Genomic DNA, 16,648 nt, shown 5'->3' on the forward strand with positions numbered 1-16,648 from the left:
CATCTCCGCGTATGTTCTTGTGATTGTCAGGCGTCGGGCGAATCTAACCGAGCCTGGAACGGCGCGATATTCGTGATTGGCAAACGCTGTCTTAGGCGACGGCGAATGAAAGACCGCCCCGGGTGCGTGGGCCCGGGGCGGTCACAGGCTCATTGCTGGTTGGCGGCTTGCGCGGCTTCGATCACATCGGCACCGATCTCGGCCTCGAACTTCTTCCAGGCCGGGCGCACGGCGTCACGCCAGGCGGCACGCTGCTCGGGCGTCAGGGTGATGATCTCGCTCTTGCCGGTGTCGACGATGCCCTGCCGGGCCTGGGCATTGAGCGCTTCGGCCTGCTTGTTCACCTCGACGGTGACCTCGTCGACGATCTTTTCCAGCTCGCTGCGAATGTCCGCCGGCAGGCCGTTCCAGAACTGGGTATTGGTGATCAGCAGGTAGTTGCCGATGGCATGGTTGGACTCGGTCATGTACTTCTGCACCTCGAAGTACTTCTGCGAGTAGATGTTCGACCAGGGGTTGTCCTGAGCATTGACCACGCCGGTCTGCAGGCCCTGGTAGATCTCGGCGAAACTCATCTTGCGCGGCACTGCACGCAGGGCGCTGTATTGCGCAGCCTGCAGGTCGGATGGCTGCACGCGGAACTTCAGGCCACGGGCGTCGGCCGGTTCGATCAGGGGTTTGTTGGCGGTGAATTGGCGCATGCCGTTGAGCCAGTAGGCCAGCCCGGTGATGCCCTTGCTTTCCATCGACTTGAGCAGCGCCTTGCCCTTGTCCGAGGACTGAAAGCGCTGCGCGGCGGCCACGTCATCGAACAGGAACATCATGTCGAACAGCTGCAGCTGCTTGGTGTACTGCTCCAGCTTCGACGGTGCCGGCGCCAGCATCTGCACTTCGTTGAGCAGCAGCGCTTCCATTTCCTTGCCATCGCCATACAGCGAGGAGTTGGCATAGACCTCCACCTTGACCTTGCCGGCCAGGCGCTCGTCCACCAGCTTCTGGAACAGCAGCGCACCCTGCCCTTTCGGCGTGCTGTCGGCGGTGATGTGGGAGAACTTGATCAAGATCGGATCGGCTGCGTGCGCCGAGAGTGCGCCAAGCAGTGCGCAACTGGCGAGCACGCCGGCCAGGCCGCGACGGACGAAAGAAAACTTCATGGAGAGCTCCTGTTGTTTTTGTCTGAGCGTCGAGGGAGAACCCCTTCGATTGGCCGGACTCTACTGCGCCCTTCCACAAGCTGAAATTCACATTTGAACAACAGAGCCTTCGGCATTCACGAAGGCAGCGCTGAAATATCCTCTATCGATGGGCTACTGCGCAGGTGATCGAGCATCTGCTTCGCGGTCAGCGAAAGGTTGTCCTGATTGCGCACCGCCACCTTGAGCTCGCGCCGTGCCCAGGGGTCGTGCAGCGGAATCACCCGCACATCCAGCGCCGGCAGGTAGGTGCGCACCGCCAGGTTCGGCAATACGCCGACGCCCATACCGGTGTGGATCATCCGGCAGATGGCTTCGAAGCTGCGCACCTGAATACGCAGGCGCAAACTCACGCCCTGGCTCTGCGCCGAGTGCTGCAACAGGCCATGTAACGAGGCGTCCTGCTGCAGGCCGATGAAATCGAAACCCACTGCCTCGCGCAGGAACAGGCCGTCGCGCTCGGCCAGCGGATGCTCGCGCGGGGTGACCAGCACCAACTGGTCGTGGCGGTAGGTGAACACCTGCAGATCCTCGGCCGGCACGTGGCCAGCGAAGATGCCGATATCAGTCAGGCCCTCGCGCACCGCGCGAATGGTTTCGCTGCTGACGCGCTCCTCCAGATCGATCTTCACCTGCGGGTGCAGGCGGCTGAAGCTGGCCAGGTCCTCGGGCAGAAACTCGATCACCGCCGAGGTGTTGGCATGGATGCGCACATGGCCCTTCACCCCCTCACTGAACTCGCTGAGATCGGCGTTGAGCTGCTCGAGGTTGTCCATCATGTTGCGCGCATGGTGCAGCAGCGCATGACCGGCCGGCGTCAGCTCGACACCCTTGGGCTGGCGATAGAGCAGCGCAATGCCCAGCTGGCTTTCCAGGTCGCTGACACGCTTGCTCACCGCCGCCAGGGCCAGGTGCTCGCGCTCGGCAGCGCGGGTCAGGCTGCGCTCGTCGGCGATGGCGACGAACAGCTTGAGGGTGACGAAATCGATGCGGCGCATGAGGGTCTCCATTTCGTGCCTGGCGAAGCGAAGCTGCCAGAAAGCCGATTTACAGCATGCCACTTCGTGATACGCGAAGCCTAGCTTGGCCATTGGGCAATTGTCGCCACCGCTGCGCTGCGCCATTCTGCGCACCACGAGAAACGCACAGGCAAATCAGGTGCAGCCATGAATCAGAGCAACAACAGCAACATGGCCCTGCAGGGGCTCAAGGTGATCGAGATGGGCCAGCTCATCGCCGGTCCCTTCGCCAGCAAGCTGCTCGGCGAATTCGGCGCCGACGTGATCAAGATCGAGCCGCCGGGTGTCGGCGACCCGCTGCGCAAGTGGCGCAAGATCAAGGACGGCACCTCGCTCTGGTGGCACGTGCAATCGCGCAACAAGCGCTCGCTGACCCTCGACCTGAAGCAGGCCGAAGCGCAGGACATCGTGCGCCAGCTGGTGAGTGAAGCCGACGTGCTGGTGGAGAACTTCCGCCCCGGCACGCTGGAAGGCTGGGGCCTGGGGTATGACGCACTGAAGGCGATCAACCCACGGCTGATCATGCTGCGCATCTCCGGCTACGGGCAGACCGGCCCCTACCGCGACCTGCCCGGTTTCGGCGTGATCGGCGAAGCCATGGGCGGCCTGCGCCACCTCTCCGGCTACCCTGGCCAGGCGCCGGTGCGCGTCGGTATCAGCATCGGCGACTCGCTGTCCTCGCTGTACGGGGTGATCGGCGTGCTGCTGGCCCTGCAGGAACGTGCGCGCAGCGGCGAAGGCCAGGAGATCGACGTGGCGCTGTACGAGTCGGTGTTCGCCATGATGGAAAGCCTGATCCCCGAATACGACGCCTTCGGCTATATCCGCGAGCCAGCCGGCAGCGCCCTGCCCGGCATCACCCCGTCCAACTCCTACCCGTGCAACGACGGCAGCTTCGTGCTGATCGCCGGCAATGGCGACAGCATCTACAAGCGCCTGATGAGCCTGATCGGCCGTGATGACCTGGGCAACGACCCGCGCCTGGCGCAGAACGACGGGCGCAGCCAGCACGCCGAACTGATCGACGGTGCCATCGCCGAATGGACTGCCCAGCGCGGCCGCGATGAGGTGATCGAAGCGCTCAAGGGCGCGCGCGTACCGGCCGGCTACCCCTACACCGCCGCCGACATCGTGCAGGACCCGCACTACCTGGCGCGGCAGATGATCGAGCAGGTGCAGACCAGCGTCGGCCCGCTCAAGGTGCCGGGCGTGCTGCCCAAACTCAGCCGCACACCGGGCCGCATCGGCACCGGCGGCCCGCAGCTGGGCGAGCACAACGACGACATCCTCGCTGGGCTTGGCCTGAGCGCCGAACAGGTCGCCGGCCTGCGCGAGCGCGGGATCATCTGAACCGTGGCCAGCGGTGGATGGATAAAGCGTCATCCACCCTACGCGAATGAAACACACAGATCCGTGTAGGGTGGACCGGGGCGCGTAGCCAACGCGCAGCTTGTCCACCGCTGTTACGGCTCGCAAGAACAACAGGACTCCCCTCATGAGCAAACGTCTCTATATTCAGGACGTCGCCACCCGCGACGGCTTCCAGATCGAAGCCAGCTTCGTGCCCACCGAAGACAAGATCGCCCTGATCGACCGCCTGTCCCACACCGGCCTGGCCAAGGTCGAAGTCACCTCCTTCACCTCGCCCAAAGCCATTCCCAACCTGCGCGATGCCGAAGAAGTGATGCGCGGTATCACCCGCGTGGCAGGCGTGGAATACACCGTGCTGGTGCCCAACGTGAAAGGCTGCGAACGCGCGCTGTCGTGCGAGGTGGACGAGATCAACCTGGTGATGTCCGCCAGCGACACCCACGGCCTGGCCAACCTGCGCATGACCCCGGAGCAGTCGCTGGCGCAGTTCGCCGAGATCATCGAAGTGACGCGTGGCAGCGGTGTGTTCATCAACGCCTCGCTGTCGACCACCTTCGGCTGCCCGTTCGAAGGCGAAGTGCGCGAAGCCCGCGTATATGAACTGACCGAGCGCCTGCTGGAGATCGGCGTGCAGGGCGTGACCCTGTGCGACACCACCGGCATGGCCGACCCGGCGCAGGTCGAGCGTATCTGCCACGAAGCCCTGCAGCGCTGGCCCGAGGCGGTGTTCACCGCGCATTTCCACAATACCCGTGGCATGGGCCTGGCCAATGCCCTGGCGGCGCTGAACGCGGGCATCGACCGCTTCGACGCCTCACTCGGCGGCCTCGGCGGCTGCCCCTACGCACCGGGCGCCAGCGGCAATATCTGCACCGAGGATCTGGTGCACATGTTCCAGCGCATGGGCCTGGATACCGGGGTCAACCTCGATGCCCTGCTCGAAGCCGCCGCCACCCTGCCCGGCCTGATCGGCCACGACGTGCCGGGCGCCATCCTCAAGGCGGGCAAAGCGGATCGCCGTTACCCGAAGCCCAAATGGATGAGCGAAGCCAGCGCGTGATCCTAACCCAGCTTGCCAGCGCATGACCCCGGCCAGGCCAGGGTCATCACGAGCTCTGCGCGCGGCGGCTCAATGCCCGCCGCCCGCCTCCGCGCCCTTGGCCGAGAACGGCGGCTTGGCCAGCCAGATGATCAGGATCAGGCCAAAGAACAGCCAGCCCAGCAGGGTGAAGTAATCCACGGTCGAGAGCATGTAGGCCTGGCTTTGCACCAGTCGGTCGATCTGCGCATAGGCCGACTGCGAGGCGCCGCCGAGCTGCTCCAGATACTGGTGCGTGGCCGGGTCGTAAGGCGTGATGTGCTCGGTCAACTGCGCGTGGTGGTAGATCTCCCGGCGATGCCAGATCCAGGTGGTCAACGACGAGGCGAAGCTGCCGCCCAGCACGCGCAGGAAGGTGGCCAGGCCGGAGCCGTCGGCGATGTCCTTGGGTGGCAGGCTGGAGAGCAGGATGCTGGTGGTCGGCATGAAGAACAGCGCGACCCCCAGGCCCATGAACACCTGTACCTCGGCGATATGCCGGTAATCCACCTCGGTATTGAACGAGGCGCGCATGAAACACGAAGCGCCGATCACCAGGAACGAGCCGCCGGCCAGCAGGCGCAGGTCGAACTTGTGCGCGTACTTGCCCACCAGCGGCGACAGGAACAGCGGCAGGATGCCGATAGGCGCTGCCGCCAGGCCAGCCCAGATCGGCGTGTAGCCCAGCTGGGTCTGCAGCCACTGCGGCAGCAGCAGGTTGATGCCGAAGAAGCCGGAATAACCCAGCACCAGCGCCAGGGTGCCGAAGGTGAAGTTGCGGTACATGAACAGGCGCAGGTTGATGATCGGGTGCTTGTCGGTCAGTTCCCAGATCACCAGAGCCACCAGCGAAACCACCGAGATGGTGGTGCCGATCTGGATGAAGGTGGACTCGAACCAGTCCAGGTCGTTGCCCTTGTCGAGCACCACCTGCAGCACGCCGACACCCAACACCAGCAGCATCAGCCCGATGTAATCGATGGGCTGGTGCTCGGTGCTTTCCGGGCGGTTGCGCATCTGCGTCCAGACCACCAGGGTGGCGAGAATGCCGATGGGCACGTTGATGAAGAAAATCCACGGCCAGCTGTAGCTGTCGGTGATCCAGCCACCGGCAATCGGCCCGATGATCGGCGCCACCACCGTGACCATCGCCAGCAAGGCCAGGGCCATGCCGCGCTTGGCACTGGGAAAGATCGCCAGCAGCAGGGTCTGCGCCATGGGATACAGCGGTCCGGCCACCAGCCCCTGCAGCGCACGAAACACCACCAGCTCGGGCATGGAGCGAGCGATGCCGCAGAGGAACGAGCTGATCACGAACAGCACCACCGCGGCGAGAAACAGCTTCACCTCACCGAAGCGCCGGGCCAGCCAGCCGGTGAGCGGCAAGGCGATGGCATTGCACACGGCGAACGAGGTGATCACCCAGGTGCCCTGCTCCGAACTGACCCCCAGGTTGCCGGAAATGGTCGGCAGCGCGACGTTGGCGATGGTGGTGTCGAGCACCTGCATGAAGGTCGCCAGGGAAATGCCGATGGTGGCCAGCAACATGCTGGCCGGGCGGAAATTGGCGTCGCTCATCTCAGTTCTGCCGCGCCGGGTCGGCCGCCGACGCCTGCGGCCCGTTGGCGTGGATGATGCGCTCGATCAAGGCGTCGGCTTCGGCCATCGGCTCGTCATAGACCGCCGTGCTGAAGCGCGCCTGCTTGGGCATCTGCGTCGACAACTGCGGGCCGCTCTGGTCATGCAGGTCGACGGTTACCGAGGTCGACAGGCCGATACGCAGCGGATGCTTGTCCAAGGCCTCTTCATCCAGCTGGATACGCACCGGCAGGCGCTGCACGATCTTGATCCAGTTGCCGCTGGCGTTCTGCGCCGGCAGCAGCGAGAAGGCGCTGCCGGTGCCCACACCCAGGCTCTCGACATGGCCCTGGTAGATCACATCGTCGCCGTACAGATCGGCCTCGACGGTCACCGGCTGGCCAATGCGCATGTCGCGCAACTGGGTTTCCTTGAAGTTGGCGTCGATCCAGAGGTCATGCAACGGCACCACGGCCATCAGCGCGGCGCCCGGCTGGATGCGGCTGCCCACCTGCACCGAACGCTGCGCCACGTAACCACTGACGGGCGCCACCAAGGTGCTGCGCGCGTTATTGAGGAAGGCCTGGCGCAGTTGCGCAGCCGCGCTTTTCACCTCCGGGTGGGAGGCGATCACCGTGTCGTCGACCAAGGCCTGGTTGGTGTCCAGTTGCTGCTGGGCGGAGATCAGTGCGCTCTGCGCGCTGTTGAGGGTGTCGCGGGCGTGGGCCAGCTCCTCACGGGAAATCGCTCCCTTGCTGGCCAGGGCGACCCGCCGCTGGTAATCGGCCTGGGCGCGCTGCACGTCGATCTTGCGCGAAGCCACTTGTGCCTTGTAGCTGTCGACGTTGCTGTACAACCCACGCACCTGGCGCACCGTGCGCGCCAGGTTGGCCTCGGCGCTCTGCAAGGCCACCTGGGTGTCGGCCGGATCCAGCCAGACCAGAGGCTGACCGGCTTCGACGTAATCACCGTCATCCACGGCGATGCGGATGACGGTGCCGGTGATACGTGGCGTGATCTGCACCAGATTGCCGCCGACATAGGCGTCGTCGGTTTCCTCGTAGAAACGGCCGTACAGCTCGTGGTAAGCGAAGATCGCCGCACTGCAGAGCACGACGATGGCACCGAGGCCGAGCAACAGGCGTTTGCGCTTGCTGGAATTGGCGGCAGCGGGAGAGGCTTGAGAGTCAGTCATGGCGAGTGCTCAGCGTGCGGAAGTGGATAACGGAGCGGCGGCCTCGAAGCCACCACCCAGGGCCTGCATCAGCAGCACCGAAGCGTCGATACGCTCGGCCTGCAAGCTGGCCAGTTGTCGTTCGCTCTGCAGCAACTGCTGCTCGACGCTGAGGGCATCGAGGTGGTTGCCGATGCCATCGGCATAGCGCTGCATGGCGATGTCGTAGGAACTGCGGGCGATGTCACGCGCCCGTTGTTGCTGGTCGATCTGCTGCTCCAGGGAGTGGATACGGCTGATGCCATCGCCGATATCGCCCAAGGCACCGAGCAGGGTCTGGTTGTATTGCGCCACGGCCACGTCGTAGTCGGCGTTACGCCCGGCCAGGGCGGCGCGGCGGGCGCCACCATCGAAGATCGGCAGGCTCAGCGCCGGGCCGATGCTGAAGAAGCGACTGGCGCCGCCGAACATGGCATCACCGAGCAGCGACTTGCTGCCAACGGCCAGACTCAGGTTGAGGTTGGGATAGAAATCCGCCTTGCTGGCCTCGATGTCGCGGCTGGCTGCTTCGACGCGCCAGCGCGCCGCGACCAGGTCGGGACGGCGGCCGATCAGCTCGGCCGGCACATGGCTCGGCAGGCTCACCGCGCTCGGCGCGATCAGCTGCGGACGCGGCAGCCTGGCGCCGCCATCAGGCCCCTGACCGAGTATCACGGCCAAGCGAATGCGGGCGCTGTCGACCTGCCGGGTCGCGGCGGTCAGGCTGGCTTCGGCAGCGGCCTCAAGACTCTGGGTCTGCTGCAACTGGTAGTCGCTGTCGAGTCCGGCCTCGACCCGACTGCGGGCCAGCACGAGCATGTCACGCGTGCGTTTGAGATCCTGCTCGGCCAGGTCCTGGGTGGCGTAGGCCAGGCCCAGATCGTTGTAGGCGCGGGTCACCTCGGCGGCCAGGGTCAGGCGCGCGCCCTGGCGATCCACCTCACTGGCGCGAGCCCGGCCCAGGGCCGCTTCCCAGGCAGCCCGGTCGCCGCCCCACAGATCGAAGTGGTAACCGCCTTGCAACGACAGGCTGCGCAGGGTGCCATAGCGGCGGCCCTGGCCGCTGGGGTCATCGACCCGCGCGGCGCGTGAACGGGTCACTCCGGCCTCGATGTCCAGGGTCGGCTGACGCTGGGCATCGGCCGCCAGCACCGCAGCGTTGGCCTGGCGAGCGCGGGCATCGGCGACCTGCAGATCCGGGTTGCTGCGCAGGGCTGCGGCGATCAGCCCGTCCAGTTGTGGATCACCCAGACTGTTCCACCAGTCATGCGCTGGCCAAGTCGCCGGCGACAGCTTGTCGCTGAAGGTCGGCCCTTGCAGACTGGCACTGTCCAGGGCCTGGCCTTGCGTGTGCAGGCCTTGCGGTGAAGCACAGGCGGCCAGCAGCAGCGCGCTGAACATCAGGGATAAGGGGGTACGCAACGGCATGGTGCTCATCATTCTCCGGGCAACTGCGGCAAGGCGTCGGCCGCCATCAGCATTTTTTTCGTCAAGCGCTGGAATTCGTCGAGCTCGGCGCGCGTCAGGCAGCCAGTCAGCTCATTGATGGCGTCCGCCGCGATCCGCGGCACCAGAACGCCCAGGGCATCGCCGGCCTCGGTCAGCCGCAGGTGCACCTGACGGCGGTCCGCATGGCTGCGCTCGCGGGTCAGCAGGCCCTTCTGCTCCAGGCGATCGAGCATGCGCGTCATCGCACCACTGTCGAGGTTGAGCAGACGCACCAGATCGGCTGGCGTATCAGCACGGTTCTGGCTGACAAGCAGCACCACCTTGAACTGCGCGGCCGTGATGTCATGGTTCACCAGATGGCGCTCCAGGATGCGGTCCTTGAGCTGATTGATCAGGGCAATGAGATGGCCCGGTGAATGTTGCAGGGAGAAGTGTTCGCGGTCGAAATGTGGCATGAAAAATTACCTGCCCAGGCAGTGATTGCCATGTAGGTTACTGCCTAGGCAGCGATCAGCCCAATTACATTTGGTAATACTTGTTATCGATATCCGACATAATTTGAAATATTCAGCGCACAGAAGACTGACTCTCAGGCGCTGAACGAGTTCAATGCCCCCAGGCTGCGAAGGGCTTCCGGCCTGCGCTGGGCAGACTCCAGGGAACCGGCGCCTGCAGCGAAGTTGCCAAACGCAAACGCCCGGCATGAGCCGGGCGTTTTCATTTCAGGGCGAAACTCAACCCTGGTTGGATTTCTCCGCCGCCTGGATCAGCTCGGCACCGATCTCCTTCTCGAACTTCTTCCACACCGGGCGCATCGCTTCACGCCACTCAGCGCGTTGCTGCGGGGTCAGCTCGATGATCTCGGTGGTGCCAGCCTTGGCGATGTCCTGCTTGGCCGTACGGTTGAGCGCGTCAGCCTGCTTGTTCACCTCGACGGAGACCTCGGCCATGACCTGTTCCAGCTCACTGCGCACGTCATCCGGCAGGCCGTTCCAGAACTGGGTGTTGGTGATCACCATGTAGTCGATCAGGCCATGATCGGACTCGGTCATGTACTTCTGCACCTCATGCACCTTCTGGCTGTAGTAGTTCGACCAGGTGTTCTCGGTGCCGTTGACCACGCCGGTCTGCAGGCCCTGATAGACCTCGGCGAAGCTCATCTTGCGCGGGTTGGCACGCACCGCCTTGAACTGCTCCTCCAGCACCGCCGAGGCTTGCACGCGGAACTTCAGGCCACGGGCATCAGCCGGATCACGCAGCGGCTTGTTGGCCGACATCACCTTCAGGCCGTTGTGCCAGTAGGCCAGGCCGGTGATGTTCTTGTCCTCCATGGACGTCAGCAGCGCACGCCCCTCGGGGCTGGCCTGGAAGCGATCGACCGCAGCCATGTCATCGAACAGAAACGGCAGGTCGAACAGCTGCACGGGCTTGGCGTACTGCTCGAACTTGGCCAGCGACGGCGCCAGCATCTGCACCTCACCGAGCAGCAGCGCCTCCATTTCCTTGCCATCGCCGAACAGCGAAGAGTTGGGATAAACATCGACCTTGACCCGTCCAGGCAGGCGCTCCTCGGCCAGCTTCTTGAACAACAGCGCGCCCTGCCCCTTGGGCGTGTTGTCCGCCACCACATGGGCGAACTTGATGATGATCGGCTCATCGGCAGCCTGCACCAGGCCGGCACAGGAAAGCATGGCGGCGCAGGCGAGCGCCTTGGCGGTGAGTTTGAACATGACGTTACCTCATTGTTGTTGTTGGTCGGTACGTGGGACGAAATGACCGGCGACGCCGTGCCGCCGGCCGGTGTTCAGGCTGGGCTCTCGCCGGCCCGTTGCAGCAAGCGACGGGCACGGCCCAGCACCGGGGCGTCGACCATCTGGCCGTCCACCACGAATACGCCGGCCCCACTGCTGGCAGCGGCCATCACCCGTCGTGCCCAGGCCAGTTCTTCGTCGGCCGGGCACAGTGCGCGGTGAACGATCTCGACCTGGCTGGGATGGATGCAGAGCAAACCGTCGAAGCCCATGTCACGTGCATCGCGTGTGGTACGAGCCAGACCGTCGCGGTCTTCGATGGCTGGAAACACGCTGTCCAGCGGCGCCGCCAGGCCGACCGTGCGCGAATGCAGCAACAAGGCGTAACGGGCCTGGTCGAGGATGCGTTCGGCCGCCGCGCTGCCGCTGCTCAAACCGAGGTCCAGGCCCAGGTCGAGGGCGCCGAACGACAGTCGCTCGACGCCATCAGCGCGGGCGATTTCCGCCAGCGCCAGCAACCCCGCCGCACTCTCGATGATCGGCCACACCGGCTTGCCGCAAGCGGCGACGCGTGCCACCTGGGCGGCGCTCTCCACCTTGGGCAGCAGCACGCCGACGACACCGGCATGGCGGGCGCAGAGTTCGATATCGGCGCCATGCCCGGCATGCTCGGGGGCATTGATCCGCACCAGCAGACGCGCCTGCGGGTTGGCCGTGAGAAAGGCATCGAGATTGGCCCGCGCCTCCAGCTTGAGGCTCTCCTGCACGGCATCTTCGAGGTCGACGATGACCGCGTCGGCGCCGACGGCAAGCGCCTTGGGGATACGCTCCGGGCGACTGGCCGGCACGAATAGCGCACTACGAATGATGGGTTTGTTCATGCTCGAACCTCTGCGCGGTTGGCAGGCATGCGGTGGACGAAAAGAGCCTCGTCCACCCTACGCGGCGACTGCCGGGCTACGGTCGAATTCATACCGCCCCCTGTTGATGCAGGCGCTGGATGTCGCCGGCGACATAACCCAGTTCGGCGAGCAGCGTGTCGGTGTGCTGGCCCAATGCGGGGATGGCGTCCATGCGCGGCTCGAAGGCGCTGTTGCGCCCCGGCGGCAGCAGCGCCGGCAAGCTGCCGCTGGGGCTGTCGACCTGGCGCCAGCGCTGGCGCGCTTGCAGTTGCGGGTGAGCCCAGACACCGGCCATGTCATTGACCTGGGCGTTGGCGATCTGCGCCAGCTCCAGGCGCTCGATGACCTGCGCCGTGCTCATGCGCGAGAACGCCTCGACGATCAGCGCGCGCAGCTCAGCGCGGTTGGCCGAGCGCTTGAAGTTGGCGGCAAAGCGCTCGTCGCTGGCCAACTCCGGCTGCTCCAGCACCTTGGCGCAGAATGCCTGCCATTCGCGCTCGTTCTGCAGGCCGAGCATCACCGTGCCGCCGTCGCCGGCCGGGAACGGGCCGTAGGGATAGATGGTCGAGTGCGCGGCACCAGCACGCGGCGGCGGCGTGGCACCGTCGTAGGCGTAGTACAGCGGGTAGCCCATCCACTCCACCAGGCTCTCCAGCATCGACACGTCGACGCGGCTGCCGACGCCAGTCCTGCCGCGCAGCATCAGCGCCGACAGCACGCCGGTGTAGGCGTACATGCCGGCTGCGATATCGGCGATGGAGCAACCGGCCTTGGCCATCTGCTCCTCGCCCTCACCGCCGGTAACGGAGAGAAAGCCGCCCTCGCTCTGGATCAGCAGGTCGTAGGCCTTCTTCTGCTCGTAGGGGCCACCTTCGCCATAGCCGGAGATGTCGCAGACGATCAACTGGGGAAAACGCTCGTGCAGCGCCTCGAAGGACAGGCCCATGCGCGCGGCGGCGCCCGGTGCCAGGTTCTGCACCAGTACGTCGGCCTTGGCCAGCAGGCTGCCAAGCACCTGCATCGCATCGTCCTGCTTGAGGTCGAGGGTCAGGCTTTCCTTGGAGCGGTTGGTCCAGACGAAATGCGAAGCCAGACCGCTGACGCGCTCGTCGTAGCCACGGGCAAAATCACCGCTGCCGGGGCGCTCCACCTTGATCACCCGCGCGCCGAGGTCGGCGAGCTGGCGGGTGCAGAACGGCGCGGCGATGGCGTGTTCCAGGCTGACCACGGTGATACCGTCCAGTGGCCGGGGTTGTTGTGCGTTGTTCATATGCAGATCCCTGATCCGTAGGGTGGATCGGGACGCGTAGTCCGCGCTTCATCGATCCACCGCAAAGTCGAAGCGAGCCGTCAGGCCAGGTTGCTCAGATCATCGGTCTGGCGCAGGCGCCAGACTCGCTCGATCAAGATGCCGGCCTCATCACTGCTGCGCTTGCCGGCGAAGGCCAGCAGGCGGCGGAACTTGTCCTCCAGTTCGGCGCGGCAGAGGCTGTTGCCGGGGTCGCCCTTGGGCTCGTCGATGGCGCCACGCAAGGTGCGGCCATCGCCGGTGATCACCTCGACACGGCCCAGCCAGCGCTGCGGGTAGGCCACATCCACCTCCGGATCCAGGCGCATCTGCACCTTGTCGCGAAAGGTAGCCACGGCCGGGTTCTGCAGTGCCTGGTTGGCGAACTCGCTGAGCCCAGCCTTGCCATGCACGGCGATCAGACCGAGCACGGTGCCCATGGAGAACTTGGCCTGGTGCACGGTCTGCGGCACCTTCACGCGACCGAGCACATCGATGGCGCCCTGATGCACACGGGCGATGACCTGGGCGATATCGCCGTGACGCAGCCCCTCGCGCCACATCAGATCGAGCAGCGCGTCAGCCGCCGGATGGGTGTGACGGCAGGAGGCGTGGAACTTGAACGAGGTTTCCGCCAGCGCCCAGCGCCGGCCGAGGCGATCGGACAGCTTGCTCGGCTCGGCATCGCGCGACATGCCGGCGGCCATGCCCTGCTCGCCTTCGAGAATGTTCTGCGCGCCGGTCAGGCCCTGCTCGGTGAGGTAAGCGGCCAGCAGGCCATCGGCGGCGGCCTTGGCGGTGTGCAGTTGCTTGGAGTCGGCCGCATCACGCAGAAATTCCCACAACCCCGCCGCCTGGGTGCCAGCATTGCCGAGCAGATGGATGAACTGTCGCTGGTCGAAGTCCAGCAGCTTGCCCACGGCGACGGCAGCGGCCAAGGTGCCGACGGTGGCCGTGGTGTGGAAGATGCGGTAATGCGAGCGCCCCAGGAACTCGCCGATGCGAATGCCCGCCTCGTAGCCGGCCACCGAGGCCAGCAGCAGCTCGCGACCGGACTTGCCGAGATCCTGTGCAGCGGCCAGGGCTGCGGGGAAGACCACGGTGGCCGGGTGCAGCACCGAGCTGTTGTGCAGGTCGTCCTGCTCCACCAAGTGCGAGGAGGCGGCATTGACCAGTGCGGCGAAGTAGGCCGAGGTACCCCGGCCGTTGACCAGGATGCGCGCCGGGCCATCGGCTGGGCCCATCTTCTGTGCATAGGCTTCGAACAGCGGGATCGGCCGCGCGCCCTCGCTGGCCAGCGCCGAGCCCAGCCAGTCGAGCAGCAGGTCTTCGGTGCGATCGAGCACGTGCTCGGGAATCTGCTCGTAGGACAATTCAGCGAGGAACGCGGCCAGTTGCTGAGTATTCTTGCTCATAAGCGATCCTCAGGAGTCTGCTTATGAACTCGCGAGCTAGAGCCAGGCAAGGCGTAAGCGGGCGAGGAAGCGGAGTTTACGAGTTGTAAATGAGCATTCCGAGCCCGATTACAACGCAGCATGGCCGACGCGCAGCAGTTCATAAGTAGGCTCCTCAGAAACTGCGTGGCAGTTCGAGCAGATGCTCGGCCACGTAGCTCAGGATCAGGTTGGTGGAGATCGGCGCCACCTGGTACAGGCGGGTTTCGCGGAACTTGCGCTCGACGTCGTATTCGTTGGCGAAACCGAAGCCGCCGTGGGTCTGCAGGCAGGCGTTGGCCGCCTCCCAGCTGGCCTTGGCCGCCAGGTACTTGGCCATGTTGGCCGCCGCTCCGGCGTTGCGCCCGGCGTCGTATTCTTCGCAGGCGCGCCAGCGCATCAGGTCGGCGGCCTCGATCTCGATATGCGCCTCGGCAATGGGAAACTGCACGCCCTGGTTCTGCCCGATGGGCCGGCCGAACACCACGCGGTCACGGGCGTATTGCGCGGATTTTTCGATGAACCAGCGCCCATCACCGATGCACTCGGCGGCGATCAGCGTGCGCTCGGCGTTGAGGCCGTCGAGGATGTAGCGAAAGCCCTTGCCCTCCTCGCCGATCAGGCTGCTGGCGGGAATTTCCAGGTTGTCGAAGAACAGCTCGTTGGTCTCGTGGTTGACCATGTTGGCGATCGGCTGCACGGTCAGGCCGTTGCCGATGGCCTCGCGCAGGTCGACCAGGAAGATCGACATGCCCTCGGACTTGCGCTGCACCTCGGCCAGCGGCGTGGTACGCGCCAGCAGGATCATCAGATCCGAGTGCTGCACACGCGAGATCCACACCTTCTGCCCATTGATCACGTACTTGTCGCCCTGGCGCACGGCAGTGGTCTTGATCTTGGTGGTGTCGGTGCCAGTGGTGGGTTCGGTGACGCCCATCGACTGCAGGCGCAGCTCGCCGCTGGCGAGTTTGGGCAGGTAGTAGCGCTTCTGCTCCTCGCTGCCGTTACGCAGCAGGGTGAACATGTTGTACATCTGCCCGTGGATGGTGCCGGAGTTGCCGCCGCAGTGGTTCACCTCTTCGAGGATCAGTGACGCCTCGGCCAGACCCAGGCCCGAACCGCCGTATTCTTCCGGGATCATCGCCGACAACCAGCCGGCTTCGGTCATGGCGCTGACGAAGGCTTCGGGGAAGCCCTTCTCTTCATCGATCTTGCGCCAGTATTCGGCGGGAAATTCCGCACACAGGGCGCGCACGCCTTCGCGGATCGCATTGAGTTCTTCGTTGCTGTTGGGGTTCATCACAGTTCCTCGATAACGCGTAGCCCGGATGCAATCCGGGGCGATTTCCCGGATTGCATCCGGGCTACGGACAATCAGTCGAATTGCACTTCGGCGCGCTGCGCCAGGCCGGCCTCGTTGCCCGCCCAGAGTTCGGCCTGGCCCTCGCCGCTGATGCGCCCGCCCACCTCGAAGGGCCTTGGCGCAATCAGCGGACGCAGGCCGCGATAGGCGAAGTGGCGCAAACGCGCCTGCGGGTTGGCGCGGCAGAAGGCACGCAAGCTCAGGGTGGCGATCAGCGGGCCATGTACCACCAGGCCGCTGTAGCCCTCGGTTTCGGTGACGTAGGGCCAGTCGTAGTGGATGCGGTGGCCGTTGAAGGTCACCGCGCTGTAGCGAAACAGCAGGGTGCTGGACGGCGTGACCGCCTCGCGCCAATCGCCGGCGACCAGCGGCTCGCCACTGCTGGCCTTGGGCGGGCTCGGCTCACGGTAAACGATGTCCTGCTCCTCGCGGATGGCCAGCTCACCGTCCTGCAGATAGTCGTGCTGCACCGTGACGAACAGCAGTGCACCGGTGCGCCCGTGCTTTTCCTCGATGTGCTTGATGGTCGATACCCGGCTGGCTTCGCCACCCACGCGCAAGGGCTGGATGAATTCGATACGGCCACCGGCCCACATGCGGTTGCGGTTATCCGCCGGCGGCAGGAAGCCACCGCGCGCCGGATGGCCGTCCTCGCCCAGGCCGATCTCGGCGACCGGCTCCTGAAAGAACGCCCAGTGCCACAGCAGCGGCAGTGCCTCGCCATGGGCTGGCGTGGCTTCGCCAAGGGTGGCGGCGATGCGCTTGACCAGATTGCGGCTGAGTTGGTCGTGCACGTCTTCGCGACGACCGATCCAGGCGGAAAAAGCAGAATCACTCATGGGCAGGTTCCAGCTCGGTTCTTGTGTGAGCTGGAGCATGCGACGCCGACCGCGTTCAGAGAATCCGCATTTATTTAAACCAGCGTTCGGGTAAGCTGAACGCCATATTTCTATGTGGGAGGGGCTTTAGCCGCGATGTTTTCCGGGGAAGCCAGGGCGTCGCGGCTAAAG

At 65.1% G+C, this 16,648-nt stretch carries 14 protein-coding genes; 2 read left to right on the forward strand and 12 right to left on the reverse strand.

Translation table 11 applies throughout. The features are described from left to right. Window positions 1–149: 149 nt before the first annotated feature. Both PCLY_RS01830 and PCLY_RS01835 read right to left on the reverse strand, forming a co-directional pair. Window positions 150–1,154 (reverse strand): TRAP transporter substrate-binding protein, encoded by a 1,005-nt coding sequence (locus tag PCLY_RS01830; RefSeq protein WP_061237546.1) that lies wholly within the window; start codon window positions 1,152–1,154, stop codon window positions 150–152. A 116-nt stretch (window positions 1,155–1,270) separates the two neighbouring features. Continuing rightward, window positions 1,271–2,191: a LysR family transcriptional regulator gene (locus PCLY_RS01835; RefSeq protein WP_061237547.1), complete on the reverse strand. Its 921-nt coding sequence runs from the start codon at window positions 2,189–2,191 to the stop codon at window positions 1,271–1,273. Between the two features lie 168 nt (window positions 2,192–2,359). Between PCLY_RS01835 and PCLY_RS01840 the strand changes: the two genes are divergently transcribed. Together PCLY_RS01840 and PCLY_RS01845 are read left to right on the forward strand one after the other, a co-directional pair. Continuing rightward, window positions 2,360–3,562 (forward strand): CaiB/BaiF CoA transferase family protein, encoded by a 1,203-nt coding sequence (locus PCLY_RS01840; RefSeq protein ID WP_061237548.1) that lies wholly within the window; start codon window positions 2,360–2,362, stop codon window positions 3,560–3,562. 145 nt (window positions 3,563–3,707) lie between these two features. Then, window positions 3,708–4,643 carry a hydroxymethylglutaryl-CoA lyase gene (locus PCLY_RS01845; protein WP_061237549.1) on the forward strand — a complete coding sequence of 312 codons (936 nt, stop codon included), beginning with the start codon at window positions 3,708–3,710 and terminating at the stop codon, window positions 4,641–4,643. Window positions 4,644–4,712: 69 nt separating this feature from the next. On the opposite strand, the gene PCLY_RS01850 is transcribed toward PCLY_RS01845, so the two are convergent. From PCLY_RS01850 to PCLY_RS01895, 10 genes are all read right to left on the reverse strand, one after another. Continuing rightward, window positions 4,713–6,239 (reverse strand): DHA2 family efflux MFS transporter permease subunit, encoded by a 1,527-nt coding sequence (locus tag PCLY_RS01850; protein WP_061237550.1) that lies wholly within the window; start codon window positions 6,237–6,239, stop codon window positions 4,713–4,715. 1 nt (window position 6,240) lies between these two features. Then, entirely contained in the window at window positions 6,241–7,434 is a 1,194-nt protein-coding gene (locus PCLY_RS01855) for an efflux RND transporter periplasmic adaptor subunit (RefSeq protein WP_061237551.1), read from the reverse strand. Between the two features lie 9 nt (window positions 7,435–7,443). Beyond that, entirely contained in the window at window positions 7,444–8,889 is a 1,446-nt protein-coding gene (locus PCLY_RS01860) for an efflux transporter outer membrane subunit (protein ID WP_197432124.1), read from the reverse strand. Next, on the reverse strand, window positions 8,889–9,356 hold the full coding sequence (locus PCLY_RS01865; RefSeq protein WP_061237552.1) for a MarR family winged helix-turn-helix transcriptional regulator: 468 nt from the start codon (window positions 9,354–9,356) through the stop codon (window positions 8,889–8,891). The genes PCLY_RS01860 and PCLY_RS01865 overlap by 1 nt, the downstream gene beginning before the upstream one ends. Window positions 9,357–9,635: 279 nt before the next feature. Continuing rightward, window positions 9,636–10,631: a TRAP transporter substrate-binding protein gene (locus tag PCLY_RS01870; RefSeq protein ID WP_061237553.1), complete on the reverse strand. Its 996-nt coding sequence runs from the start codon at window positions 10,629–10,631 to the stop codon at window positions 9,636–9,638. Between the two features lie 74 nt (window positions 10,632–10,705). Further along, window positions 10,706–11,533 (reverse strand): HpcH/HpaI aldolase/citrate lyase family protein, encoded by an 828-nt coding sequence (locus PCLY_RS01875; RefSeq protein ID WP_061237554.1) that lies wholly within the window; start codon window positions 11,531–11,533, stop codon window positions 10,706–10,708. Between the two features lie 88 nt (window positions 11,534–11,621). After that, window positions 11,622–12,824, reverse strand: coding sequence for a CaiB/BaiF CoA transferase family protein (locus PCLY_RS01880; RefSeq protein WP_061237555.1), 1,203 nt, complete (start codon window positions 12,822–12,824; stop codon window positions 11,622–11,624). Window positions 12,825–12,904: 80 nt separating this feature from the next. Further along, entirely contained in the window at window positions 12,905–14,257 is a 1,353-nt protein-coding gene (locus PCLY_RS01885; protein ID WP_061237556.1) for an MmgE/PrpD family protein, read from the reverse strand. Between the two features lie 154 nt (window positions 14,258–14,411). Further along, window positions 14,412–15,575: an acyl-CoA dehydrogenase family protein gene (locus PCLY_RS01890; protein WP_061237557.1), complete on the reverse strand. Its 1,164-nt coding sequence runs from the start codon at window positions 15,573–15,575 to the stop codon at window positions 14,412–14,414. Window positions 15,576–15,649: 74 nt separating this feature from the next. Beyond that, entirely contained in the window at window positions 15,650–16,477 is an 828-nt protein-coding gene (locus PCLY_RS01895) for an HTD2 family dehydratase (RefSeq protein WP_061237558.1), read from the reverse strand. Between the last annotated feature and the right edge of the window lie 171 nt (window positions 16,478–16,648).

The organism is Ectopseudomonas composti (assembly GCF_001567565.1).
GTDB classification, from domain to species: Bacteria; Pseudomonadota; Gammaproteobacteria; order Pseudomonadales; family Pseudomonadaceae; genus Aquipseudomonas; species Aquipseudomonas composti_A.